This is a genomic window from Vibrio sp. 2096 (genome assembly GCF_033339595.1).
GTDB lineage: Bacteria > Pseudomonadota > Gammaproteobacteria > Enterobacterales > Vibrionaceae > Vibrio > Vibrio alginolyticus.
On sequence record NZ_JAWOUX010000006.1, the window covers coordinates 1 to 24,662 of the forward strand.

General features: G+C 41.2%; 25 protein-coding genes and 1 pseudogene. 9 read left to right on the forward strand and 17 right to left on the reverse strand.

Annotated elements, in window-relative coordinates; translation table 11 throughout:
- The 4 genes and pseudogenes from R7Q41_RS12950 to R7Q41_RS12965 form a co-directional block, all read left to right on the forward strand.
- Positions 1-558, forward strand: a pseudogene (locus R7Q41_RS12950) (assembly protein); the annotation flags it as partial.
- A 944-nt stretch (positions 559-1,502) separates the two neighbouring features.
- Entirely contained in the window at positions 1,503-2,318 is an 816-nt protein-coding gene (locus tag R7Q41_RS12955) for a hypothetical protein (protein WP_258473522.1), read from the forward strand.
- 3 nt (positions 2,319-2,321) lie between these two features.
- A complete protein-coding gene (locus R7Q41_RS12960; protein ID WP_258473521.1) occupies positions 2,322-3,041 on the forward strand; it encodes a hypothetical protein in 720 nt (239 codons plus the stop codon).
- 76 nt (positions 3,042-3,117) lie between these two features.
- Positions 3,118-3,714, forward strand: a complete 597-nt coding sequence (locus R7Q41_RS12965; protein WP_258473520.1) for a hypothetical protein — start codon at positions 3,118-3,120, stop codon at positions 3,712-3,714.
- A 39-nt stretch (positions 3,715-3,753) separates the two neighbouring features.
- Here R7Q41_RS12965 and R7Q41_RS12970 read toward each other — a convergent pair whose 3' ends face one another.
- Entirely contained in the window at positions 3,754-4,119 is a 366-nt protein-coding gene (locus R7Q41_RS12970; RefSeq protein ID WP_258473519.1) for a regulator, read from the reverse strand.
- A 565-nt stretch (positions 4,120-4,684) separates the two neighbouring features.
- Entirely contained in the window at positions 4,685-5,035 is a 351-nt protein-coding gene (locus R7Q41_RS12975; protein ID WP_258665377.1) for a hypothetical protein, read from the reverse strand.
- Between the two features lie 81 nt (positions 5,036-5,116).
- Here R7Q41_RS12975 and R7Q41_RS12980 point away from each other — a divergent pair, with 81 nt between their 5' ends.
- A complete protein-coding gene (locus tag R7Q41_RS12980; RefSeq protein WP_258665375.1) occupies positions 5,117-5,956 on the forward strand; it encodes a LysR family transcriptional regulator in 840 nt (279 codons plus the stop codon).
- Between the two features lie 296 nt (positions 5,957-6,252).
- Entirely contained in the window at positions 6,253-6,465 is a 213-nt protein-coding gene (locus R7Q41_RS12985; protein WP_005376260.1) for a hypothetical protein, read from the forward strand.
- A gap of 90 nt (positions 6,466-6,555) precedes the next feature.
- On the opposite strand, the gene R7Q41_RS12990 is transcribed toward R7Q41_RS12985, so the two are convergent.
- The 10 genes from R7Q41_RS12990 to R7Q41_RS13035 form a co-directional block, all read right to left on the reverse strand.
- Positions 6,556-6,945, reverse strand: a complete 390-nt coding sequence (locus tag R7Q41_RS12990) for a universal stress protein (RefSeq protein WP_053349900.1) — start codon at positions 6,943-6,945, stop codon at positions 6,556-6,558.
- An 877-nt stretch (positions 6,946-7,822) separates the two neighbouring features.
- A complete protein-coding gene (locus R7Q41_RS12995; protein WP_005376257.1) occupies positions 7,823-7,984 on the reverse strand; it encodes a YoaH family protein in 162 nt (53 codons plus the stop codon).
- A 41-nt stretch (positions 7,985-8,025) separates the two neighbouring features.
- Entirely contained in the window at positions 8,026-9,147 is a 1,122-nt protein-coding gene (locus R7Q41_RS13000; RefSeq protein ID WP_025767767.1) for a conjugal transfer protein TraF, read from the reverse strand.
- Between the two features lie 60 nt (positions 9,148-9,207).
- Complete coding sequence (locus R7Q41_RS13005) at positions 9,208-10,089, reverse strand: DUF2861 family protein (RefSeq protein ID WP_017820158.1); 882 nt, start codon at positions 10,087-10,089, stop codon at positions 9,208-9,210.
- Between the two features lie 6 nt (positions 10,090-10,095).
- Positions 10,096-10,758, reverse strand: coding sequence for a response regulator transcription factor VxrB (vxrB, locus tag R7Q41_RS13010; RefSeq protein ID WP_005376251.1), 663 nt, complete (start codon positions 10,756-10,758; stop codon positions 10,096-10,098).
- The gene (gene vxrA, locus R7Q41_RS13015) at positions 10,733-12,187 is read right to left on the reverse strand and encodes a sensor histidine kinase VxrA (RefSeq protein ID WP_025767766.1); all 1,455 of its coding nucleotides are present in this window, start codon (positions 12,185-12,187) and stop codon (positions 10,733-10,735) included. The genes vxrB and vxrA overlap by 26 nt, the downstream gene beginning before the upstream one ends.
- 155 nt (positions 12,188-12,342) lie before the next feature.
- Positions 12,343-13,719 carry a Re/Si-specific NAD(P)(+) transhydrogenase subunit beta gene (gene pntB / locus R7Q41_RS13020; RefSeq protein WP_005376248.1) on the reverse strand — a complete coding sequence of 459 codons (1,377 nt, stop codon included), beginning with the start codon at positions 13,717-13,719 and terminating at the stop codon, positions 12,343-12,345.
- An 8-nt stretch (positions 13,720-13,727) separates the two neighbouring features.
- Positions 13,728-15,284, reverse strand: a complete 1,557-nt coding sequence (locus R7Q41_RS13025; RefSeq protein WP_318144520.1) for a Re/Si-specific NAD(P)(+) transhydrogenase subunit alpha — start codon at positions 15,282-15,284, stop codon at positions 13,728-13,730.
- Positions 15,285-15,718: 434 nt separating this feature from the next.
- Complete coding sequence (locus R7Q41_RS13030; protein ID WP_318144521.1) at positions 15,719-16,000, reverse strand: HlyU family transcriptional regulator; 282 nt, start codon at positions 15,998-16,000, stop codon at positions 15,719-15,721.
- A gap of 41 nt (positions 16,001-16,041) precedes the next feature.
- Positions 16,042-16,410 carry a late competence development ComFB family protein gene (locus R7Q41_RS13035; RefSeq protein WP_005376241.1) on the reverse strand — a complete coding sequence of 123 codons (369 nt, stop codon included), beginning with the start codon at positions 16,408-16,410 and terminating at the stop codon, positions 16,042-16,044.
- A gap of 253 nt (positions 16,411-16,663) precedes the next feature.
- Here R7Q41_RS13035 and R7Q41_RS13040 point away from each other — a divergent pair, with 253 nt between their 5' ends.
- Positions 16,664-17,902: a sensor domain-containing diguanylate cyclase gene (locus R7Q41_RS13040; RefSeq protein ID WP_065275318.1), complete on the forward strand. Its 1,239-nt coding sequence runs from the start codon at positions 16,664-16,666 to the stop codon at positions 17,900-17,902.
- A 250-nt stretch (positions 17,903-18,152) separates the two neighbouring features.
- Here R7Q41_RS13040 and R7Q41_RS13045 read toward each other — a convergent pair whose 3' ends face one another.
- Entirely contained in the window at positions 18,153-19,112 is a 960-nt protein-coding gene (locus R7Q41_RS13045) for a diguanylate cyclase (protein WP_017634619.1), read from the reverse strand.
- A gap of 273 nt (positions 19,113-19,385) precedes the next feature.
- Here R7Q41_RS13045 and R7Q41_RS13050 point away from each other — a divergent pair, with 273 nt between their 5' ends.
- The gene (locus tag R7Q41_RS13050) at positions 19,386-19,823 is read left to right on the forward strand and encodes a DUF3069 domain-containing protein (RefSeq protein ID WP_005376232.1); all 438 of its coding nucleotides are present in this window, start codon (positions 19,386-19,388) and stop codon (positions 19,821-19,823) included.
- Between the two features lie 76 nt (positions 19,824-19,899).
- Here R7Q41_RS13050 and modC read toward each other — a convergent pair whose 3' ends face one another.
- The 4 genes from modC to R7Q41_RS13070 all read right to left on the reverse strand — a co-directional run bounded on the left by modC (position 19,900) and on the right by R7Q41_RS13070 (position 23,996).
- On the reverse strand, positions 19,900-21,006 hold the full coding sequence (gene modC, locus R7Q41_RS13055; protein WP_005376229.1) for a molybdenum ABC transporter ATP-binding protein ModC: 1,107 nt from the start codon (positions 21,004-21,006) through the stop codon (positions 19,900-19,902).
- Positions 21,003-21,692, reverse strand: a complete 690-nt coding sequence (gene modB, locus R7Q41_RS13060; RefSeq protein WP_104976084.1) for a molybdate ABC transporter permease subunit — start codon at positions 21,690-21,692, stop codon at positions 21,003-21,005. The genes modC and modB overlap by 4 nt, the downstream gene beginning before the upstream one ends.
- Positions 21,693-21,719: 27 nt before the next feature.
- Complete coding sequence (gene modA, locus R7Q41_RS13065) at positions 21,720-22,475, reverse strand: molybdate ABC transporter substrate-binding protein (RefSeq protein WP_104976083.1); 756 nt, start codon at positions 22,473-22,475, stop codon at positions 21,720-21,722.
- Positions 22,476-22,544: 69 nt separating this feature from the next.
- Positions 22,545-23,996, reverse strand: a complete 1,452-nt coding sequence (locus R7Q41_RS13070; protein ID WP_033907055.1) for a cobyric acid synthase — start codon at positions 23,994-23,996, stop codon at positions 22,545-22,547.
- Positions 23,997-24,151: 155 nt separating this feature from the next.
- Here R7Q41_RS13070 and R7Q41_RS13075 point away from each other — a divergent pair, with 155 nt between their 5' ends.
- Positions 24,152-24,526 carry a YgiW/YdeI family stress tolerance OB fold protein gene (locus tag R7Q41_RS13075; protein WP_033907054.1) on the forward strand — a complete coding sequence of 125 codons (375 nt, stop codon included), beginning with the start codon at positions 24,152-24,154 and terminating at the stop codon, positions 24,524-24,526.
- The last annotated feature ends 136 nt before the right edge of the window (positions 24,527-24,662 follow it).

Below are 24,662 nucleotides of genomic sequence, written 5' to 3' on the forward strand. Positions count from 1 at the left end.
AAGCAAGTGCAGGAAGCCGAAGCAAAAGACATTCGCCCGTTCTGGAAGCGTTGGCCTGTCGTCGGAACGGTGGTGCTGTTATCGCTTGGGTTAGTTTTCAATATCTGGGCTTGGTGGCCGGAGCCAGAGCAACCACCCGACCCCGTTAAACCACCGCAACCAGTACAAACGCAGCTGCCTGATGGAACGCCAACGGTAGATACGGCAGAAACCAAAGCGAAGAAGAAAAAGAAAGCATCAGGGTTCGGGCCTTTGGAAGACTACGACTTCTATATCACCGGATACGCAAAGCAAATCGCCTACGCAAAACGGCTGAAGTATGCTGCCGAACTCGACCGTGACCTGACGTTCTACAAGATATACATCGATGTGTACGATGGTCGCGACAAGCTATTCAGTTTCGACCATCTGGACTTGGTAAAGATTGGGTATCAGTTCGAAGTGTTGAGCGACTGCGTATATCGAGTGACTTGGGAAGAAACAGAAAGGATCTTCACGTGCGGCCAAAGAGAAAAGCCATCAGATATATTGCAGCAAAACATGCCTGTCCATATCTAGACCGCTCGCCACAGCGTCGAAGCTAGCGCAGTCTGCGTAGACCGAGGAAGCGGAACATGTAGGACACCAAACCTTGGCACTTCCACACCGAACTTAATCATGGGGCTCTATACGAGCCCTTTTTATTATGTGCGCGGTATTGCGAGCATTTTGGGAGGGGCCCGCTTTGCGGGAGGGACCTAAAAGCGGAGCAAACCCCCGAATCTGTATTACGGGGGTAAATTCCCACTCGGTGCTATCCTTGCGTGCTGATACAAAAAAGCCAAACTATAAAGTTCGGCTTATCTTTTTAAAATGTGCATGATGGCATATGCCTAAAAGCTTTATACATCTTTTTAACCCTACTTCCGTTCTAAATTAGCAGGTGCTACAATTACTGTATGGATGAACAGTAGTGGTGTTTTTTTATGTTAATCTCCTATATTAAAAATCACAGTGGATACCTCCTTGACTCTAAGGGTTATGATATCCACGGTAATTTAATTGAAGTACCTGCTTTACTTCGTAATGGAGATTACAGGTACGACAGATATAGAGGCGTGATTAATGTTTTTGAATGTGACTCTTTTCAACGAGTCAAGCTAGTTGGCTTCGAAGAGTATAGCCTAGATAGTGGTAAGACTTGGATTAAGGTTGAAAAAAATCAGTGTCTTATAGGGGTTAGAAAGTGGGGAGAATTTTACGTCGTACTTTTTAATGGCAAACCACGAACAATAACTTATACACCAGTATCTCCCGTGCGTTACTTCAATAATGTTTACCATATTCACGGCCCAGATAACTAGCAAATTTGACTGTTATCACATTGTCATCAACTTACTCATTACTATAACGTTGATGAGATAAACAAAAATACTTATACAAAATTAATAATCATAGCTCTACGTGATATCCATACTGTACTATCACAATAGCATCAATACGCATATTATGGATTTCAATAAATGAAACTAGATCTAATTATTAAAACTGAAGAGCATGCCGTTGATATGAAAGCGGGGCTTGATACTATTTCTGGCGCGTCTGAAGCTGTTCGAAGTGTTGTAGAGGCTGCGGTTACAGACACGGTTTCTCAACGAAATACTAGCTCGAATAAGTTGCGCAACAAAATGATGGAGTCTTTTGAGGGCTCTTACGGCTTGGTCTTTGAAGTTGCGTCAGAAGATCCGGAAATAAAAGCCAAAATGTCTCGCATAGGTAATGAAACCATGTGCCAAGTCGTTAGCTATTTCATTTCTGAGGCTATTTATCAGGACAGCCCACCATTATCTAATGAGGCTACAGCATTAATTGCGGAAATTTCTGCCGAAAATCAGGAGGCTCTTGTCGAAAAGCTTAGACGTAGCCCGTTGAAAAATGCAGTGTCTGTTCCTAGCCATTACGGCTACAATGTTGTGCTAAAAGCCCACGTGGGCGAACTAGATAGGCGAGAAATCATTACCTTAACTCAAGCTAGCAAGACTAATTTGTCACCGAAGGTGAATGATCAAGTGCTTCGTTTAAGAGCTTGTATCACACGTCTGAATATCAATACAGGAAATGGTCGGTTGCTAATTGAGGGCGAAAGTGAGACTGTTGCCTTCGGTTTTCCATCTGCGTATAAGGAAGTTCGTATTGCTGCTAAAAAGCGGTTTTCGGAGAATCTTGATAAAAACAATGGCATCCCATCAGATGAGTGGGAATACATAGATATCACTGCTAAGAGTTTAAGACTTAAAAGTGGTCATATCATTAAATACTTGATATCAGGTTTTGAGTGATAAATGAAAAACGACAACTACATCTATGCTGCAGTGCTATGCATCTTAGTTGTATTAGGTTTGTATGCCTTGCAGTTCCATAATTATAAGCTTTCAACAGATGTTGACCATTGGAATCAATTTGGTGGTTATGTAGGTGGTGTTTTAGGCCCGCTGTTTAGCTTTTTATCTTTTGTTATGCTTATAAAGTCATTGAACTTGCAAAATGATTCGAACACTACTCTCAGAGAAGAAGCACAACTCAACATTAAGAATGAGAAGATGAGGTCTTTTGAAACACATTTTTTCAATTTGTTGAGTGCACAAAGAGATTCTTTTGAGTACTTCAAGCTCACACTAAACGGTAAAGTGTATTCTGGCGTTGAATCTGTACGCAAACTTGAAGATGCTATTGAAAGCTTGCGAGCTAAAAATGCTACTGACGCTGAAATAACTAAGTTCATAAAAGAGGCAGATTCAGATGAAAAACTCTACAACACTCAGCGTATATTTTTTATTATCACAAAAACGATTAACCAAAAGCTCTCTGATGAAAACGGATTTACTCAAGAGGAGCGTAAATCTCAGCTTGAAACTATGATCAATTTTACTGAGTTTTCACAGCTTCGCTTGATCTTAATTAGCATGCAGTTTTTGAATTATAGGTCATCGAAACTTTTGAGGGAAAACCAAGAGTTTCTGTCGATACTAGAAGAGTTGAAGTTACCAATAGATAATTACTAAAAAGCTCCATCAGGAAACATTTTTTATTAATCCTTTCATAGTTATGGATTTGATGTCCTAGTATCAAGAGGCTGTAATGAAATCAAAGGAAACATGGATTGTTGTAACAGCAGCGGTATTTATACTGATTGTCTTTGTTGTTTATAGGGTGAATTTTTCTGGAGATTTTTCTCCGAGCCATATTCGTTGGGCTGAATTTGGAAGCTTTTTTGGTGGTGTCCTTGGCCCGATATTGGTTTTCTTCTCGCTTTTGTTTTTATCTCGACAACTTGAATTACAGCGTCTCGAAATAAAGCGTAGCTCTGAAGAGTCTGAACTCAGGTATAGAGAAGACTATATTTCTCGAAATCTTAACTTGTTGCAAATACAGTTGGGTGAACCTGTGAATGAGAAAACTTTTAGTCACCTCATTCTTTCTATCTATCGAAGTAGTGATGTTCGAAAGTATAACGAGGTGTTTAAGAAAGGTATGTCATCTAGAGCAGAAGCACTTATAACGTGGGTAAACATATCGATAGCTTTAAGTCGAGTAAAGTTTGTTAATCACGAACGGTATAATGAGCTATTGGTTCTTATTATAGTAACTATCGGAAATGAATTGTGTTCTGCATTGGATGAAGTTGTTACATCCGCAACCGATATATCAATAAACCAACACTTTAAGAATAAGTAGCACTATTAAAGAAAAGGCTCCTAAAGGAGCCTTTATGTATTAAATCAATTTCTTCAAAACACGTGCATATTTGAGAATTTGGTGTGAAATCTTAATATCATTTGATGCACCTAACTCTAATAAGGCGACTCCAACCAAAACTTGCTGCGCAGTAACCAACTGACCAGTTGGAAGCTCTAAGCGATCATGCCTCATTACGAAGTTTTCCCAATCTTCACAAGAGCTCAATTCCCTACCCTTGTTCATCCTCATCAAGCGTTTACACTCTGGAGGAATGGATTTCCCCTTGTCCCATTCTTTGACCGTTCTCACAGTTTTCAAACAAAGTTTGGCAGCTTCTTCGACGGTTAAACCACATTCAAATTCACGAAAAATATAGTTTTTAGTCATTTCGTGATACTTCATTGAATTGTCCCTCAAAAGAGAGACATTTTATAGGATACGCATATGCAATCGTATTCAACATAAGCGCCCATAATGCGAACTTAAGGGTTAGAAGATTATCATTGGTGAAGTCAGTTTAGTTACACCGTATTTGGCTGTTGCTGCTTTGCAAGCCTCATCAGCTGTCTTGTATGGACCGTGAACTTCGATTTCACCACAGCGACAACTTGATAATAACCAGTCATCAACTTTAAAACCGTGTGGCTAATTAAGTTCCTTCATTGTATCTTGGGTTACGTTCAACACAGTACACGTTGGTTCTGCGTCTTGCTCATTCAATATGAGTCAACATGGACACGCATTTGCTTAACCCAAACGTGTAAGTACTACATTAGTTTTATAGGAACAAGGAATCTAACAGATGTAAACTCTCTACTTTTCAATTATACCTAGATCTTTCTTCATATGTTCACTCAACTCCTTAGTGGCTCTTACATTAATCTTATGTTTGCAATGATGGATTCTCAACTCTTCACCTAATTTTACTAGTGATTTGGTATACAAAGTACTAATATTATTTATTATTCTATACAATGTATCTTTCTGATAAACAGATCTTTTCGAATTTTGTATTGCAGTCTTCATATTTAAATATCCTCACACGTTTAACTTTATAATTTAAAGATTCAATTTCAACTTTTATTATTACTTTTTTCGATATGGAATGAGTCATTATCAATGATGCACAATCAAGAATTAAATCACCCGAATCCAACTTAGTAATTTCACGAGAAAATTTTTTTATTTTTAAATCTTTATTTTCTATATTTAATCCGATTGAGTTAATTTCTTCAGGATATCGGTTTAACTTAATATCCAATATGGTTTTATTAAGATAGTAGTCAGCCTTTATTTCATGGCGGCTTTTAAATATCATTGTCCCCCTCCGATGAAGCAAGTTATACTTTCCCACCAGTTAAAAGACAACGTGACTCAGAGTTGCAAAAAGGTAACAATCATGGAATTGATGAACAATGAGTTGATCTGCTTTGCAGCCATTTGTAAACACCTCTCTCTTACAGAGGCATCAAAAGAACTTGGAAAGTCTAAAGCTCAAGTGAGCAGGCAGCTAGCAGCATTAGAAAAACAACTTGGTGTAACACTTGTCCACAGGACAACAAGGAAACTCGTTTTAACTGATCATGGCGAAAGCATTAGAGAGCTTGCTATCAAGACGTTAGAGAGTTTGCACGAGTTAAATTACAGAGCTAGCTCGTTGAGTGAATGCATTGATGGAAAGTTTAAAATCACAATGCCCAACTCTATAGCCTCTTCTATTTTTGGTTCTGTTCTTAAAGACTTACAAGAACGATATCCAAAAGTTGATTTTGAAATATCATCAAGTAACAATGTAGAAAATTTATTAGAAAGCAATGTAGATTTAGCGATTAGGCTTAATAATGTTATTGATGACACTCTTATTGCACATAAAATTGGTGATTATAGTGATATTTTGATATCTAGGGTAAGTAATGCCAACCACAAAACACTATTAATCTACAAACATCATTCGAATAAGGAATCAATTAAAAGTCAATATACTGATGTTATCGAAGTTGATAACACCTCTATTTTAATAAACTTTGTTTCTGAGGGAGTTGGGGTTGGTGTCATTCCAAACTACCTTATTAAAAGTAACTATATAGACAAAAACATCCGAATATCGCAAACTTTTGATATAGAACGTTCCATGTATATTGCCTACCCTTATCAAAACCCTTTGCCAAGAAAGCTAGCTGAGATATCTACTTTTATTAGGTCTGAGTTATCACAAGTATTGAAGAGTGAGTCATTTTAGGGCGGTTGTTCAGATTTAGAATTTTGCGTTGTCTACTCAACTAGGCCTAACGCCAATCTTTGTAACATATTGTTTCAGCGGTATTTATTAACACCCCCATCTTTATGCTTGCTATCACAATGTGAGATGCTCTGCCGTCTTGTTATCAAGGTTTTGCGTGGAATAAATCACGTGGGGTAAACGATAGATTGACTTACATTAAAATTTTCATCAAAAGCAACTTTATATAAAATTGATTTCATACCAATCTATGTGTATCTTCTACCCATATCCCCACAATAACCAAGGAGAATGCCATGGATAAGCTACTCGCGTCTGCATTAGAAATTAAGCAGCGAACTATGGTGACTGGCTTTTTTGCTAGAAATGGATTCAAAATCGCTATGACCGATTTTGATGATGTCACTTTTGAGCGAGAAGGCGTGCAAGTTAACGTACATTTTGATCTGCAGTCAAACGCGGAGTCTGCATCTGTTTTATCTCATGAGGCATCAATCATTCCTGGCTAAAAACTTTTATTCTCACCGATATACCAAGCCGAACGTTTATGTTCGGCTTTTTAGTGACAAAAAATGATAAGTGCGAACAAGAGTTGTCGATCACTCGTCTAAATAGACGATTAATAAATCAGCTTCAACCTCGTTCACAACCTTTGGTATCGATGAAAAAAAGCGACTCAATAAGTTGTGATGATGGCCACAGACAACTAAATCTATCCCCTCTTTTTTGACGATTCCCGATAGTTTTATATGAAGATCGCCGATTACTACCATGGTCTCGTTTACTGGATATAAGCATTTATCAGCGAGCTCTTGCAGCCTTCTTTCCAATTCTTGCTCTTCCTTCGCTTCCATGACTATGCGATCAACATCTACGTAAACAAATGAGAGTTTGCTGCTTGAGTTATCTGCTTGCATTATTGCTTTTTCGATAACGGCTTGGCTAGATTTAGATAAGTCGACAGCAACCAAAACGTGCTTGTAACCCATCATTCCTCCCTTGGTTAGTTTTTGTTCTCATATTAAGTCTAGTCCACATAGAGCGAACACAACATCAAAACTACTGCTACATGATAGTTAAAGGAGTTTAGTGTAAAACAGGCAAATAGTTTTCATTGCAACCTTGTTGCTTCCTCTCATCCAAAGATCAACGATGTTTTTCCAATTTCTTCTCTAATTATCGGACGGACTATTTAACAGGAAGGATGCCAGGAAACATTACGTTGTAACACACGTTACTGCTCTTGATTTCTACTACTCTTGAGGTTTCATATTACCCACTTCAACGTCGCCTAGTTTAGTAAAACTACTTTAGATTAAGCATATTCAATATGTAACGCTCCGCTCAAATCCAGGAGACGTATTTCGGCTAAAAAAGCAGCTCAATAAGATGAATTTAGATTCATCTATTACATATGTCTGCAAGTGCTTACTGTTCTTATATCGCTTATTTAATAACTCTAGTTTAATTATCGTTATAAGTTACGGTGTCTCTTTTTTCTTTTTTTAGCATAATCTTCTGTCTGAGAACGAAGCTCTCTTGGGTTTTGTAATTAAATTACAAGATCAATCGCGACCAATATGGTTGGCAGATTAAAAGACCGAGGTAAACAATTGATATAATAGAGTTTAACTTATAAGTTCTTTAAAAAATGCCTAACTACCTGCACTGTGTAAGCCAAGGTTAATATGATGAGGTAAAATTTTACTAACCCGCTATTTAGTTTTAAAGGTAATTGAACAAGATTAAAATCATAGAGGTATAGTAAATTTTAGTTACAGCGTAACCAGGGTGGTGTTTGGGAGTGTAAAGGAATAGAAAATAGAAAGGCAAAAAAACAGGGCGTATGCCCTGTCCATGAATTGATTAGTTTTGTTGCTGTTGTTTTTCTGCGTACTCAGAACGAATCCGTTCGGCAACAATTTTGATAGCTTCTGCAGTACTTGTGCCCTTCGCCATCAATTCTTGAATTCTCTCTACAGCTTGTTGTTGCTCTTGGTGAGATAGAGGGGGTAAATCGTCAAACATAAAAAGCTCCTCATTTTGAGGAGCTGACTATAACGATTCAATTAATAGGTAGCAAGGAAATTAATGGATGCACCCATAGCGTTCTCGTTTGTGTACTGAGCTGCGATATCCAATTCGAACAACTTAAGTGGAGACAACCCGATACCAGCAGTAATGGTTCCTTCGTCATTACTTCGAGCTAAGTTCTTCATATACCCTGCTCGTAATGCCATCTGACGCAAAATATCAAATTCAATACCAGCTCGAATCATTTGCGTATTATCATCAAAGGATGAAAAACGTTTTTCTTCGTTGAGATCGTAGTCAACACTCATCGTAAAGTAATCGGCAACAATCCCTGCCCCAACAGTGTATACAGGACGCATGCTATATTCGTATGATTTTATCGTATCACTGCCATACTGGAATGATTTTGTTTTAACGTCTCTTCCGATCAAATTTTTCGCTGAAATACCGAGACGATATGGGCCAAAGAACCAAAGTGCGCCGGCGTCTAAGTTAAACATCGTTTCCGCGGTCTCATTTTCACGTAAGTCTTTAGTATCAAAATTCTGAAAACTCGTGGCGTATGAGTATGTGTATATACGCTGAAGTTTAGGAGTAACACCAAAAGAAATGTGTTGGTTCATGAAATTAGTGTATTTAGCAAGTGAAATACCTGCTTCAGCCACGCCAATAGAAACACCTTGTACATAGCTATCATCTAATGGATTAGTACCTGAGGTATCAACATTTGGTTGTACGAATGATTCAGTGTATAGCTTACCGTATGCAGTTGCAGATAAGAATTTGTTGGGGATACCAATGGCAACGACACCACCAAGATCAAAGTCTGTCTTTTTCCCATCGATAGCATCCATCGATTTTTTGATTTCATCGACGTCTGTCAATTTGCTGATGCGTTCGATCTCATCAACTAGATCATATTGATCATCGTAGCTGCCACCAAAACTTGGCACGATCATGCCTGCATCGTCATTTCGGCGATAAATCGCAGTAAGAGCGGGGTTGAAAAAAGGCGCAGTTAGATAAGTTGCTGATACGGTACCAACGCCACCCATTGCATCACTACGAGCCTCTATCGCATAAGTAGCAGCAGAAGCAGCATTAGCGAAAAGAATAGTAGCAACAGAAGTGGCAAGAATTTTATATTTGTTTTTCATACTACACTTGTGATTTTAGTTCGTCCTGAACCTTTATCGGCACAAGTAGTATTTCTTTAACTATTCTTCCTGAGAAAGATCATAGGTTCGGCTAATAGTTTGAGCCTGCTCAACAATTATATCGCCCTGCCAACGGCGACTATTGATACTTACCGCCAATACGTATCTATCGTTTGGGACACCCGCTAGCTCCAATGAATTTGGATAGTTAGACTCGTAAGTCTTTTTCCACATTTGCTCGTACTGGCCATCAATGTAGTCATACAAACCGACTTCAAGTTGCGGTAATGGACAATGGGGATTACGAAGTGCGCTCTTTTCTACTTTCCAATTCTCTTTAGATGTCCAACGAACATATTGAGAAGAGTTTGAATCTCCAAGTATTACCCAAGTTCGATACTCTTGTTTATCAGTAGAAACAACGGTTAAGTGATATAAACCAGCTTCTAGTTTACCTGTTAAGTTATAGCGTTTCGAGTAGCTACGCTCGTTGGCAAGTTCTGTCCCGCTCGGCTGTTGTTCATAGCTGAATGAACTGTCCGCGGATATAGAATCATCCACCCATCGATTAAATGAAATATTTTCGATGTCAGTTGTAGCTCTTAGCTTGATCACCAATCTAAATGTATCTCGCCCAGGGCTTTGAATAGTCTGACGAATAACGTTCACACCACTTATCCAATCAGGCAGCGTTACACCAGTGAGAGCCTTGCCACAGTTTTTAGATAGTGACTGACCAAGAAGATCATTAAGGTGAGGAGTCAAATCTTTACTTGGTTCCGTTTGCCAGAGTTCAACAAGAGAGTTGAACATACCCGCAAGATCATCTTCAAGTAAGTGTTGATGTGCCTGTGTTAAAGGCGTGTTAGTTTGAAACCAGTCCATCGCATGGACTGGTTTCACTAACGCTAATGAGAGAACTACAGGGAGTAGTATTTTCATTACGACTTATGCTTTCATCTTGTAGCCAACACCACGAAGTGTTTCAATTTCCAGTCCTGGCAGTTTTTGACGAAGCTGTAGTACATGTGTATCAACCGTACGTGTTGTCGGGAAGTGATTGTAACCCCAAACGTGGTCAAGTAGCTCATCACGAGTAAACACGCGACCTAAGTTTGACGCCAAAAATAGCAGCAAATCAAACTCTGTTCGAGTAAGCGTAATTAGCTCGTCTTTATAAGTCACTTCACGAGTCGAGCGGTCAATCTCTAAGTCTTTTGTAATCACTTTATCAGCGTTGCTTTGTTCTGCTGAATCCGGTGCTCGTAGCTGTGCACGGATTCTCGCAAAAAGCTCCGCCTCAGCAAAAGGCTTTGTTAAGTAGTCGTTCGCGCCGGAATCAAGGCCTGCAACTTTATCTTTTACGGTAACAAGTGCCGTTAACAAGATAACTGGTACGTCTTTAATCTGTTTCCATTCTGGGAGACATTGTACAGAGTCACCATCTGGGAGTTGGCGATCGAGAATTACCAAGTCAGCTTTTTTCCATTGTGGCTCTACGTCTGCAATACGCTCCACATGTAAACACTCATATCCTGCTTGTTCCAGGCTTACTAACAGGCCGTCAGCCAAGTTTTTATCGTCCTCAACGAGAAGCAGTGTCTGTTTCACAAGGTATCTCCAATATAAAAGTTGTAGGTGGTCCCATTAAGGACATTTTTCCGCCCATGCGGCCTACCATAGATTCAACGATTGTTAATCCAAGTCCTAACCCGCTCTTACTTACGAACGGTTTCTTCAAATTTGCCCAATCTTTAGCCGTTAGGCCTCCTGCATCTCGGACTTGGAATACTATTTTTTCTTCACTAGTTGAGACATCCAATTCAACCGGTGCGACACCGTACTTAAGCGCATTACGAAGCAAGTTATCGATACAAGTTCCTAACCAGTACACATTAACTTTAGCAGCCACATCTTCATTGATGTTAAAAAGCACGGCACTATCAAATTCTTCTTCGATCTTAAATTCTAACCAATCTGCAACGGATGGTACCCAGTCTGTTGCAAGCATTTGGTTATCAGATTGCAAATAATCTTTACTCGCTTCTGCCAATTGACGCAGGCGGCGCGTATCTTCACACAATCTGCGGAATTCGTCATACACACTTTCAGGCAAATGCTCGAACTCTCGACGAAAGCCCTCAACCGTTAGTGACAGAGATGCAATCGGTGTTCTGAGCTCATGCGTTAAAATTTGCAACACGAGCATTCTACTACGTAGTTCTTCTCGCTTGCTATTCCAACGGTACACCGCCCAACCAATCACCAAAAGAATATTGGCGATTACCAGTATGATCATACTGATCCGCAAAACTTGCGAGTGATCTTCTACATCCCAACAAATATTACCTCGTTTAACAAAGCAACTTTTGCTTTGAGACGCTAGAGCGTATGACAGACCCGCATTCGCTACGTTCTCTTGCCAGATATCTTTCTCGAAAACAAAGTAACGGTCACCACGTCTTAACCAAAGTTCGTTACCTTCAATAAACATGCTCGCGCCTGCAATCAAAGCATTAATGGCGTCGTCATCCATGTTTTTCAAGCTTTCTAGCAACTCATCCCCTTCCTCGTTATCACGCTCTTTTATATGCATGTACTGAGATAGTTTGGGTTTGAGTTCTGGATACTTATCCACATAACGTGCCGCATACGTCCCACCACCAGGGTGAATGAGACCACTACGCGAGAACCAACGAGGTGTCAGCTGCGTCCCTTTACAAATCGCCCTTGTAAATACTAAAGGCTCAGTAATTAAAGGACTTAATGGTAATTTGCCACGACAAGTATTCGCCAAGCTGTAAAGCTGTTGGATATCTTTTAACGGATAGTCAGACGTTTGCGGCAGAAGCGAATCTGGCGCAAGTAACTTGGTAGGATAATTTGATTGCAGAATACGAATATCGTACGACTTAAGAGCTACTTCATAGTTAAATAGCTCTGTAAACGTATCTATTCTTTCTGGTAGTGAATCGGAAAATGCAGGTGCCGAAAAAAGCGGCAATACAGTTGCAAAACCGAGCAAAAACTTTTTAATCAAACTGTTACCGTCACTTGTTACATTAGCCAAAACTATACATCAATCTACAAGCAATTGACATCTGCTAACAGAAGGATTTGCATTACTATAACATTGAAACGGAACAAAAAAGGGCCAGCGATTGCTGACCCTGTATAGTTTTAAATCAAGAATGGTTAAAGTGCTTTAAAAATAGACTCAACACTTTCTTTCGCATCACCAAATAGCATTGATGTATTTTCTTTGAAGAACAGTGGGTTCTGTACCCCTGCGTAACCAGTATTCATTGAGCGCTTGAATACCACTACGTTTTTCGCGTTCCATACCTCCAATACGGGCATACCAGCGATTGGGCTGTTCGGATCTTCCAGTGCGGCGGGGTTGACCGTATCGTTAGCACCGATAACCAATACGGTATCGGTTTCTGCAAAGTCATCATTGATTTCATCCATTTCAAGAACGATATCATACGGTACTTTTGCTTCAGCGAGTAACACATTCATATGCCCCGGTAGACGACCCGCTACTGGGTGAATCCCAAAGCGAACTTCAATACCTTGTGAACGAAGTACATCAGTAATTTCATGAACAGGGTATTGTGCCTGAGCTACTGCCATGCCATATCCTGGAGTGATGATTACTGATTTTGAGTTCTTCAACATCTCTGCAACTTCTTCAGCCGTTGTTTCACGATATTCACCCTGCTCTTCGTCACCTGAAATCACTATCTCTTGACCAAAACCACCAGCAATAACACTGATAAACGAACGGTTCATTGCTTTACACATGATGTAAGAAAGAATCGCACCTGATGAACCTACTAAAGCACCTGTTACAATCAATAGATCATTTGCTAGCATGAAACCTGCTGCCGCTGCTGCCCAACCTGAGTATGAGTTCAACATAGAGACAACAACTGGCATATCAGCACCACCGATTGAAGCGACTAAATGGTAGCCGAATGCGAACGCGATCAAAGTCATCACAATAAGAGCGAACATGCTGCCATCTGCTTTTACGAAGTAGATCATAAGAAGCGTAGAAATAACAACCGCTGCGAGGTTCATTTTGTGCTTATGAGGCAGGTTAAGTGGCGACGAAGAAATCACACCACGCAGCTTACCAAATGCGACAATTGAACCGGTGAAAGTTACGGCACCGATGAACACACCCAAGAATACTTCTACAAGGTGGATAACATGCTCAGCATGTGTTGCTGCTTCTGGCGCATCTAGGTAACTGTTGTAGCCAACTAAAACCGCAGCTAAACCTACAAAGCTGTGTAGAATCGCAACCAGTTCTGGCATCTCGGTCATTTCTACTTTCTTCGCATAGAAAATACCGATCGCACCACCTATCGCCATCGCGATAATGATCCAACCAAAACCTTGCGCATCTGGGCTAAAGATCGTCGCTATCAGCGCGATCGTCATACCAGCGATACCGTAGTAGTTACCATTACGAGCAGACTCTTGCTTTGAAAGTCCCGCCAAACTCATGATGAAAAATAATGCAGCAACAATGTAAGCTGCTTGTACTAATCCTGCAGACATTGTGACTCCTATTTATCTTTGCGGAACATTTCAAGCATACGCTTGGTGACGGTGAAACCACCGAAGATATTGATACTCGCGATCAATACGGCAATAAAAGATAGGAATGAAACGACGCCATTACCTTGTCCAATTTGCAGTAATGCACCAACGACAATAATGCCAGAGATAGCATTCGTTACTGACATTAGTGGAGTATGAAGTGCATGGGTAACATTCCATACTACGTAGTATCCGACAACACACGCTAGAACAAATACAGTAAAGTGAGAAAGAAACGCTGCCGGAGCAACCGATGCAACCCATGCAAAGGCTCCAACAGCCGCTGCCACACCAATAATTTTCTTCGTTGGAGACGTAGGTTCTTCTACTTTAGGCTCTGGCTTCGCAGGCTGTTCTTGTTTCACTTGCAGCTGAGCTGAAACCTGAATTGGTGGCGCTGGCCAAGTAACTTCACCTTCTTTCACCACGGTAACGCCACGGATAACAACATCTTCAAAATCAATATTGATGTTGCCATCTTTCTCTTTACACAGCAGTTTTAGAAGGTTAACAAGGTTTGTCGCGTAAAGCTGAGAAGATTGTGTAGGCAAACGACCAACCATGTCAGTGTAACCAACAATTTTTACCCCGTTATCCGTCATGATAACTTGGTCTTTCACTGTATATTCACAGTTACCGCCATTAGCAGCTGCCAAGTCGACAATTACACTGCCCGCTTTCATGCTGTCGACCATTTCTTTGGTGATCAACTTCGGCGCAGGTTTACCAGGGATGAGCGCGGTCGTAATAATGATATCAACATCTTTAGCTTGCTCTGCGTATAACTCTGCCGCTTTTTTGTTGAAGTCATCAGACATTTCTTTTGCGTAGCCATCCCCAGAGCCTGACTCTTCTTGAAAGTCAACGGTCAGGAACTCAGCGCCCATCGATTCAACTTGCTCTTTTACTTCTGGGCGGACGTCAAACGCACGGACAATGGCACCTAAGCTACCTGCAGCACCGATAGCCGCCAAGCCAGCGACGCCAGCACCCGCAACCAATACTTTCGCTGGAGGTACTTTACCGGCAGCCGTAATTTGACCTGTAAAGAAACGACCAAACTCATGAGCTGCCTCAACCACTGCACGATAACCAGCGATATTAGCCATCGAAGATAGCGCGTCTAAGGCTTGTGCACGTGAGATACGAGGAACGGAATCCATGGCAAGAACGTTAATGTTCTTACTTGAAAGTTGTTCCATCAACTCAGCATTTTGAGCCGGCCAAATAAAGCTAACCAGTGTTGCTCCATCTTGCAGTAACGCAATTTCGTCAATGCCTTGCTCATCATCCACAATTGGCGCATTAACTTTTAAAATAAGGCCAGATGCCCAAACTTCTTCACTAGAAACGATTTTCGCACCAGCTGCTTCATAAGCGGCATCATCGAAACTCGCTAGCCCCCCCGCTTGGGATTCAATCGCGACATCGAATCCCAATTTTATTAACTGCTCAACCGACTTCGGCGATGCAGCCACTCGCGATTCACCCGCGAGTATCTCTTTAGGTACACCGATTTGCAAAACGCATACTCCTTGTATACATATCAATAAATTAGTCCCAAAACAGAGCGTCGCTCTACTCTAATTCTTTTTTATTTCTATCTGTTTACCACGCAAGACAATTGCAAACGAAAGATGATGTTTGGGGACACCCATTTGCACAATAACACCTTGACTAACAGCCCTGTTATTATTCTGTTTGTATCGAACGCGTCTCATTACTTCAAGTGTTTTGTAATTTAAATACTAAATTTCATTACATATAACGCTAAGTAATGAATGATTGTCGCTCTGTGCACGAAAAATAACAACGCAACACCGTACTAGACTGAGGTCTAACCAGGTAACGATTAAATACTGACTTAACAGAGATTTAAGCGTTAAAAAGAAAGAGCCACTAGCATATACACTAATGGCTCTTTTTAAGATGACTGGAATCAAATTGCAGTAAATTGCTAGTCGAAGATTTTATCGCCCATTTGATCAATAAACATTTGAGATTTCTTCAACATAAGGTCATTGGCATCTTGCTCTGAGCCAAGCAAATCGGAGCGAATAAACCGATGTGTTTTCACTTCATCATTGTCATGCTTTTCTATTCGACCAGCGATGCGATATTGTCCGCCCTCTGAAAGGCTCTCTGGGTAAATAAGGAAACCTTTATATTCAACTGGTTCGATATTTTTGGCTTCAACCGTTTTATCACTACCACCAAACAAACGCGAAAAAAATCCCACGATTCCTCCTTGGGTCAGCTCACTAGTCAACTGAGCGACTCTTACTTAATATTAACGTTAAGGATCGGTTTTTCATACCAATCCAACTCTTTGTCATCATCATAACTAGTATGGGAAAAAATTACAGGCACATCATACTCTCGGTTCTTACGCCTGTCTTCTTTCACCATTTCTGCGGCGTTTTTCACCGCTATATCCGCGCTTTGCTTAAACTGGCTTAATTTTTGTTCAGGAAGTGAAGACAAAAAATCAATATCATGACGGATATAGACAGGCTTGAGCTGGATAAGCGCAAGGCAAGCAATATCGGCTAACTGTTCGTTGTCATACTGTTCTAAAAATTCGGGCAAACTGAGAACCTGGCCTACTAAGGTTTCCATGTAGTTGTGCACATCTGAGCTTATCTGCATCTGTAAATCTCCTTTTTCCTATGAAATGAGTATAGCAACGACTTGTTTATAACAACTTATTGATTGCTCTTAATTTAATCAATCTCTCTCTTTTTGCCGTAATGTCTTCCAAAATACTTGGGAAAAGGAACAAATAGACGTATTCTTGCTAGTTCTCAAAGTTCGAAATTCAATAACGGATAAATATCCATATTGATAAAACGATTTACCTAACCAATTATATAGTCAACTATTTTCAGGCAGTTTGTAATAGATGTCCTCATCGTCAATGACTTCATCAGGCTTCAGATTCTCATTCCCTTTTTTGCTACTGGGCATAGTGAGTTCGGGCATGGACAGCATTATTCAGATGACTCAGGCAAACTGGGGCATTGCCGCAAACTTGCCGTACATACTATTAGGTTGTGCGCTACTCCTTTGTTATTCATTTAAGCAAGGCAGAGAGTCCATGGTGTGCTTGGCAATGTTGCTAGCCTACTTCGTGATACAGCACCGCCTACAAGTCCCGCTTCAAAGTGGTACCGCTTTACTTGAGCTAACCATTTTAGCCACGTTACTTCCTGTCTCGTTTCTTACGGTATTTTTGTTTAGTAAAGAAGGTTTTGACTCTAGAGCCATGTTGACTTACATCTTGATGTTAGCAATGTTCGTTCTTTGGTCTTATCTAACGCTAGCATATTACGTTGAAGGAGGGTTTGAACAATGGACAAGCGGTATTTTATTTATTGTACCTACGGTCTCTAAACTGCCTTTAATTCTTGTTTTATATTGCGTGGGTATTGTCTGTTTTCTTGGAATCCTTGTTTTAAAGAAGAATGAAATTATCCATGCGATGACCTACTCTGCCATGGTATTGGCGTCTGCGACGTTCATTTTCTTTGATGTGCAGTACATATCAAGCACCATGTTTACGCTAACAGGGCTGCTTATCATTATTTATGCCGCTTCCGCTAGCCATCAACTGGCTTTCACCGATAGCCTAACGCTGATTCCAAGCAGACGTGCACTTGATCTCGATCTAAAACACATGGGTAAGAAGTTCACGATCGCAATGCTTGATGTTGACCATTTTAAAAAGTTTAACGACACCTACGGTCACGATACTGGTGATGACGTTCTAAAAATGGTCGCTTCGCGCCTCACTAAAACCCCAGGCGGCGCAAAAGTTTATCGATTTGGCGGAGAAGAATTTACCATCGTTTTTAAAGGCAAATACGCTGACGAATGTAAGAACTTTTTGGAAGAAGCTCGCAAATCGATTGCAGAATACGAGATGATATTACGCGATGAAGAATCTCGCCCTGAGAACCATAAACAAGGACAAAAACGTCGTGGTAGCAACAGTTCGAAAAGAAAGTCGGTTTTTGTTACCGCAAGTTTCGGAGTTGCTGATAGCCGGAATGGGCAAGCTCCTCTGGACGTTATTAAATCAGCGGACGAAGCACTTTACAAAGCGAAAAAGGCCGGACGTAACTGCATAAAGCTTCGTTAGACCCTCACCAATCGTGAAAGTTAACAAGCTTGTCTGGGTTTAAAACAAAACCGAACTTCCCCATCAGCATAATAACTGCACTCATCGTTGCCACTATCCCGATGTCATCTATCTAATCAAAGGTATAAGGTATACGCCCGATTGCGACATTCCGTTCGCACTGTTTGCCTATCTTACTTTGAGTTAGCTTTAAAATAACCACCAAAAGTGACAACGCAACAAAAAGAATGGCATTCATAAGATTTTGTTTTTAAAAAGAATTAACTACAGTATGTGTGTTTCTTCCCAAAGACTTCGATGTATATAGTGCTTTATCAACGGTTGCATACAAGTCTGATTGCACTTCTTTCCCTGTCGGTTGAAAAACAAAAACACCCTGTGACACTGTCACTCTATTTGACACACTAGAATACTCATGTGGGTAATCGAGAAAATACATAGCCTCTTGTATACGCTCGGCTTCTCTTTCTGCTGTTTGAGTGTCGGTACACCCTAGCAACACGACAAACTCTTCCCCACCATATCGACCTACATATTCCCCAGAGCGACAAAACGTCGCCTTTAGTTGATTCGCAATCGCTTGCAAGCAACGGTCGCCTTCAATATGACCGTAATTATCATTAAACGGTTTAAAGAAATCGACGTCCAATAGAATCAAAGCCATTGGCATATTGTGACGGCCATGCCATGCAACCATCGATTCCAACTTATGGTCGATATAACGGCGGTTATAGAGTTTGGTTAGGCCATCTTCATTCGCTTGCTGAGTCAAAAGTTGATTAACTTGCTCTAATTGAGCTGTCGCTTGCTTAAGCTCTCGTCTCATATGAGCAATACGCTGCATTGCGATAAGTTTAGAGTTTAGTACCAGTTTATCTACCGGCTTAATTAAATAGTCATCACCGCCCGCATCTATGGCTTTAGCAATCATTTCTGGCTCTTCGTGACTACTCAAGAAAATAATTGGGATCCAATCCGGAAACGTTTCTCTTATATGAAGAGAGACTTCAAAACCGTTCATATCTGGCATTGATATATCGAGCAACACCAGTTCCGGATCAAAACTCTCGTAGGTATTTAACGCCTCTAGTCCACTACCTACGGCTTTTACAATATGTCCAAGTTGCTTTAGACGAATAGCCAACTGCATCCTGTCTAGCTGAACATCGTCAACCAGAAGGATTCGCATCGATGTCCCTGTCGGTTGCATAACGCGTTCCATTTTTAATTATGTCTTTATTAAACATATACCATACTCATAGAGTTGTTGCATTCGACTCATAATTAAGTGCTATATTTTTGTTTGAATATCACGGAATCCATTGCATAAAGCAGTTAGACTGGACGTTACCCTATCTAATCATGGCCTGTGAGCAGAAGTTCAACAAACTCATTCACTTTGGTCATCTTGTGGATTAATGGGTATAGCTATTTGATGCATTTGGTATTAATATTCCCGCCTTTTTGTAATGAGAGACACACCATGTCAGAAGCAACTAACAGCGAAAGCAAAAAAATCGATCTAGCCAGCATTTCTCCAGAGCTACGTAAAGTTATCGAATTTGACGAAGTTCCAGAGCAAATGTTCGAAATGGTTACCTCTATCCATGAAGTGTCTGAAGAAGCGGTGCGTGAATCATGGGACGAAATGCCAGCAAGTGCACAGAACATTCTAGACAACTTTGAACAGTTTCATGCTCTAGTTTCTGTAGGCCAAGCATTCGCTGGTATTAATGTGATGGAAGAGTTTCCGACTCTTAATCTGCCAGAAAACATGACAGATGAAGATAAAGAAGAATACCGTGCTCAACTACTTGATAATGTGCTTCACAACTGTGTGAAAGACATGGTTAAGCAACTTAAGAAAGCACGTCGTGACCCACTTCTTAAGCGTGAATTCAAAGAAGTATTCGCGAAGTAATTCCGACATTCTTCTAGTAACAAAGGCCGCACTTTGCGGCCTTTTTTGATCATGAAGCGTAAATCAGTCTAAACGGTTAATGAGGCGCTAGTGCCATATCTTTTTGTGTCACACTGACACCTTTAATTTGTGCAAAAACACGGCTACCAATTTTTAGGTTGAGATCGTCAAGGGCCCACGGTGTGATCGTTGCCCACAAATAACATTTCTCGTCTAGCTTGAGTGATACATTAATACTCTGTTTGTCATCGGCTGCGTTAAACACTTCGATGGAATCGACAATAGCAGGCAGAATATTTCGAATCGACGTCGCCTTGGGCTGCTCGAGCGTGATAGAAACGTCGTTGGCACGCACTTGCAAGCGTATTGGCGTGTCTGGTGTTCCGTCAATCTTTTGCACCCACAGGAATACATTAGGTGCAAGGCTGATACAAGTCAGTGCATAACGTTCATGATGTTCAGCAATCCGGCCTTCAAATAAGCTGCTTTGATCTGAGAAAGATTGCCATGGACGCATAGCATGAGAAGCCCACACCTCTTCAAGCTTACCTGAACTCGAAATTTTACCTTGGTCAATAATTGCAAGGTGCTGAGCAAGCCTTAAAATTTCCTGGAGACTGTGTGTGACATAGATAATAGGGATATTTACCTTCTCCGACAACTCCTCGAGAAAAGGCATTACCTCACGCTTTCTTGGCATATCGAGTGAGGCAAGTGGCTCATCCATCAAAAGCAAATTGGGCTTAGATAGCAATGCGCGCGCAATCGCAACACGTTGCTTTTCACCACCAGAAAGTGATACCGGAAAGCGCTTTAGTAACGGTTTGATAGACAAGAGTTCGGTGACTGCATCAAAATACTCGTCATCTTTTTCTTTAACGCCATACAACAAATTGCCTTGAACCGAATAGTGAGGAAACAAACGTGAATCCTGAAACACATAGCCAATGCCACGCTTGTGCGTTGGTAGGTTTATTCCCTGTTCACTGTCAAACAAAACATGCTCACCAACCGCAACATACCCTTGCCTTGGAGTGACCAATCCGCTGATGATGTTAATCAACGTCGTTTTACCTGCACCAGATCGTCCAAACAAGGCACTAATTCCGTTACAGGGTAACTTAAGTTTGATGTCGAAGTCAGTCTCACCAAGCATTTGTTTAAATTGGACTTTAATCGTCATTGCTTCGCACCCAATCTGCTTGCCGCTTTACGATTTAGCCATTCAGAGATCATTAATGTAGACAAGGCTAACGCGATAGAAATGATACACAGACGAGCCGCCTGCATTTCTGCACCTGGCGTTTCAATAAAGTTGTACATTGCCAGCGGAATCGTTTGGGTCTCACCCGGAATGTTAGAGACGAAACTGATCGTCGCCCCGAATTCGCCAAGACTACGAGCAAATGACAGCATCGTTCCCGTAATAATTCCGGGAACGGTCAGTGGTAACGTGACGGTGAGAAACACTTTTAAAGGAGAAGCGCCTAACGTAGAGGCTGCGTGCTCCAATTTAGGGTCGACGCTATCTAAGCTTAAGCGTACTGAACGAACCATCAAAGGCAAAGCCACGACAATACAAGCGACTACTGCCCCTTTCCAATTAAAGCTAAATACTACCCCTAAGTTTTCATAGAGCCACTTTCCAAGGAACCCTTGTCGTCCTAAAGAAATCAACAATAAATAGCCGATTACCACTGGCGGCAATACCAGTGGTAAATGAATTAAGCTATCGAGAATCGATTTACCAAAGAACGTTTTTCGAGAAAGTAGCCAAGCAAGAAAAACGCCGAGAGGAATCAGCCAAAGTACTGCGTACGCGCCTACTTTGAGGCTTAACATTAAGGCTTGGTATTCCAGTTCTGTCACGCTTCGTTCCTATAATTGAAGGCCGGTTTATTGCTGAAAGCCATATTGAGCAAAAACGCGTGCGGCTTCGTCCGATTTTAGGTACTGGAAGAACTGCTCCGACTCAGTAGAATCATTCACAATTGCTGCCGGGTAAACAATAGCCGCATGCGTATCACTCGCAAATTCGCCGACAATTTTGACTTTATCAGTTAACTGAGCATCGGTTTTGTAGACCACACCTAAAGGCGCTTCTCCACGTTCAACCAACGCCAAAGCTAAGCGCACATTCTTTGCTGGTGCGACGTGAGTTTGAACCGCTTTCCATACACCCAGTGTAGTCAATGACTCTTTCGCGTACATACCAGCAGGTACTGACGTCGGATTGCCTAAAGCAAGACGATTTCCATGCAATGCCTTCTCCCATGCCTTTGCATCAGAAAAGTTAAATGAGGTTAATTCTGAAGACTGAGGAGCAATCAAGACTAAGCTATTGCGCACTAGATTTGTGACATTGTCACGACAAATGACGTCTTTATCGACCAAATAATCCATCCATTTCGTGTTCGCAGAAATGAATACATCCGCTGGTGCGCCATTGATAATTTGTCGAGCGATAGCAGAAGAACCACCATAAACGGGAGTGATAGAAACGTCATACTTTTCTTCAAAGTTTTGCGCGATCTCGTTAATCGCATTCGTCATAGAAGAGGCTGCATACACTTTTAGGTTCGTTGATGCGTTTGCTGAAAATGAAATGCTTAATACTACCGTAAGGCAAGCATACTGTTTCCATGCTTTCATAGAGATACTCCAATACAAGGCAAGCGAAAGAACAGGTTATTTAAATATAAAGTTCAATCAGTTAATGGGCTATTTAAACAAAAAATCAAGGCGCACATGTTGTTCTATCGCATCTGCGATGCGATTAATGCCTTGCTCCTTTAACTCTTCAAAGTCTTGTTGTTTGATTTGGGTGCCGTTTACCCATTCTGATACCAGGCTTAAGACAGCTGCCTCGTCAAAGAACCCGTGAAGGTAGGTTCCCATGATTTGGCCACACTCGCTGATCGCCCCCTCCGCTTCACCGGAACTGAATGTAAGAGGTTGCAGGCCCCGTACTTCACTTCGCCCTACGTGGATTTCATAACCCTTTACATTGGCTGTTTTGCCGTTAAGAGAAAGCTGTGCTTTTGTGTTTGTAAGCTGTTTGCTGTTAGTTAGCGTCGTAGTGATATCAAGCAAGCCAAGTCCTTCGCTTTGACCTGGTTGGCCTTCGACGCCGTTTGGATCATCAATCAAGTTTCCAAGCATCTGGTAGCCGCCACAGATACCAATCACTTTTCCACCAAGACGAATATGACGCAAGATATCTTTATCCCACCCCTGGCTTCTTAGATAATCCAGATCGTCTCTGACCGATTTGGTCCCAGGCAAAATAACCAGGTCGGCTTTATCTATTTTTTCGCCTTTACCTACATAACGTAGATTGATGTCTGGATTCAATCGCAGCACATCAAAATCAGTATGATTACTAATCCGGGTTAAAACAGGCACAACAACATTCAGTTTTACCTCAGAGTGCAACTCCTGCTGTGCAGTGATCGCGTCTTCTGCTTCTAAATTCAAACCATGGAGAAAAGGAAGTACACCAAGTACAGGTTTACCTGTTTTTTCTTCTAGCCAATCGAGGCCCGATTGCAATAAACGAATATCACCTCGAAAACGGTTGATAACAAATCCTTTTACTCGCGCTTGTTCAGATTCAGAAAGTAACGCAAGTGTTCCGTACAAATGTGCAAACACTCCACCACGATCAATATCAGCAACAATGATCACTGGTACATCAGCGGCCTCAGCAAAACCCATGTTTGCAATATCGCCTTCTCGTAAATTGATTTCAGCAGGACTCCCCGCGCCCTCGATAATGATCGAATCAAATTCTTGAGTCAGACGAGAGAAGGAATCTAACACCGTGTCCATCGCCACTTTCTTGTAATCATGAAAGCCAGCCGCATCCATATTGGAAATCGCCTTACCCTGCAAAATGATCTGAGCACCTGTATCACTGTTAGGTTTAATCAAAACCGGATTCATATGTACGGTTGGCTCAATATTACACGCCTGTGCCTGTACGGCCTGTGCTCGACCTATTTCACCGCCATCTTTGGTTACCGCACTATTTAGTGCCATGTTTTGTGGCTTAAATGGGGCAACATTTATCCCTTTTCTTGCTAATACACGGCATAAACCTGCCACAAGGACACTTTTTCCGGCATCCGAAGTGGTGCCTTGAACCATTAAAGATGGGATCGCTGATTTCATGAACATTCGTAAGGAATAGAGGAAGATGAACAATCATAACGTCATCGTCCCCACTTACTCAAGCAAATGAATAGAATATGAATGTTGAAATCATCATTGGTTCAAACAAGCCCTGTTTTAATGACCCCATCAAAACAAACCGATGAGGATGTAACATGAAAAAGAATACAATTATCGCAACAATCGCCGCCTTAGCTATTGCTCCTTCTATCGCGTTCGCGAAAGATAACGCTCAAAACCAATCAAACTTCCAGTTTAACGGTCCTGTCACTGTGGAAAAATTGGATGCCTTGCTAAACGACTCCAATATGTTTACTGAAAAAGATGTGGTCGTTGAAGGTAACTTATTGCGTCAAGTTCGCTCGGATAAGTTTGTCTTTAGCGATGGTTCCGGTGAAGTGATGGTCGAACTCGATGACGATATTCAGCTAAATACTCCGATTGATCACACGACTAAAGTCCGTCTGTTTGGCGAATTTGAAGGCGGGAACAAACCAGAGATTGAAGTCGAACAACTCGTGGTCATGTAAAACAAACCCCGATTGCTGTGCATATCAACATGATGTAGTGACGATTACAGCTAAATAGTGACGGCAAGCACTTAAAATGATAGCTTTATCAATCTTGGTCTGCTTTTTGCAGACCATTTTTTTGTTCATTTTAATC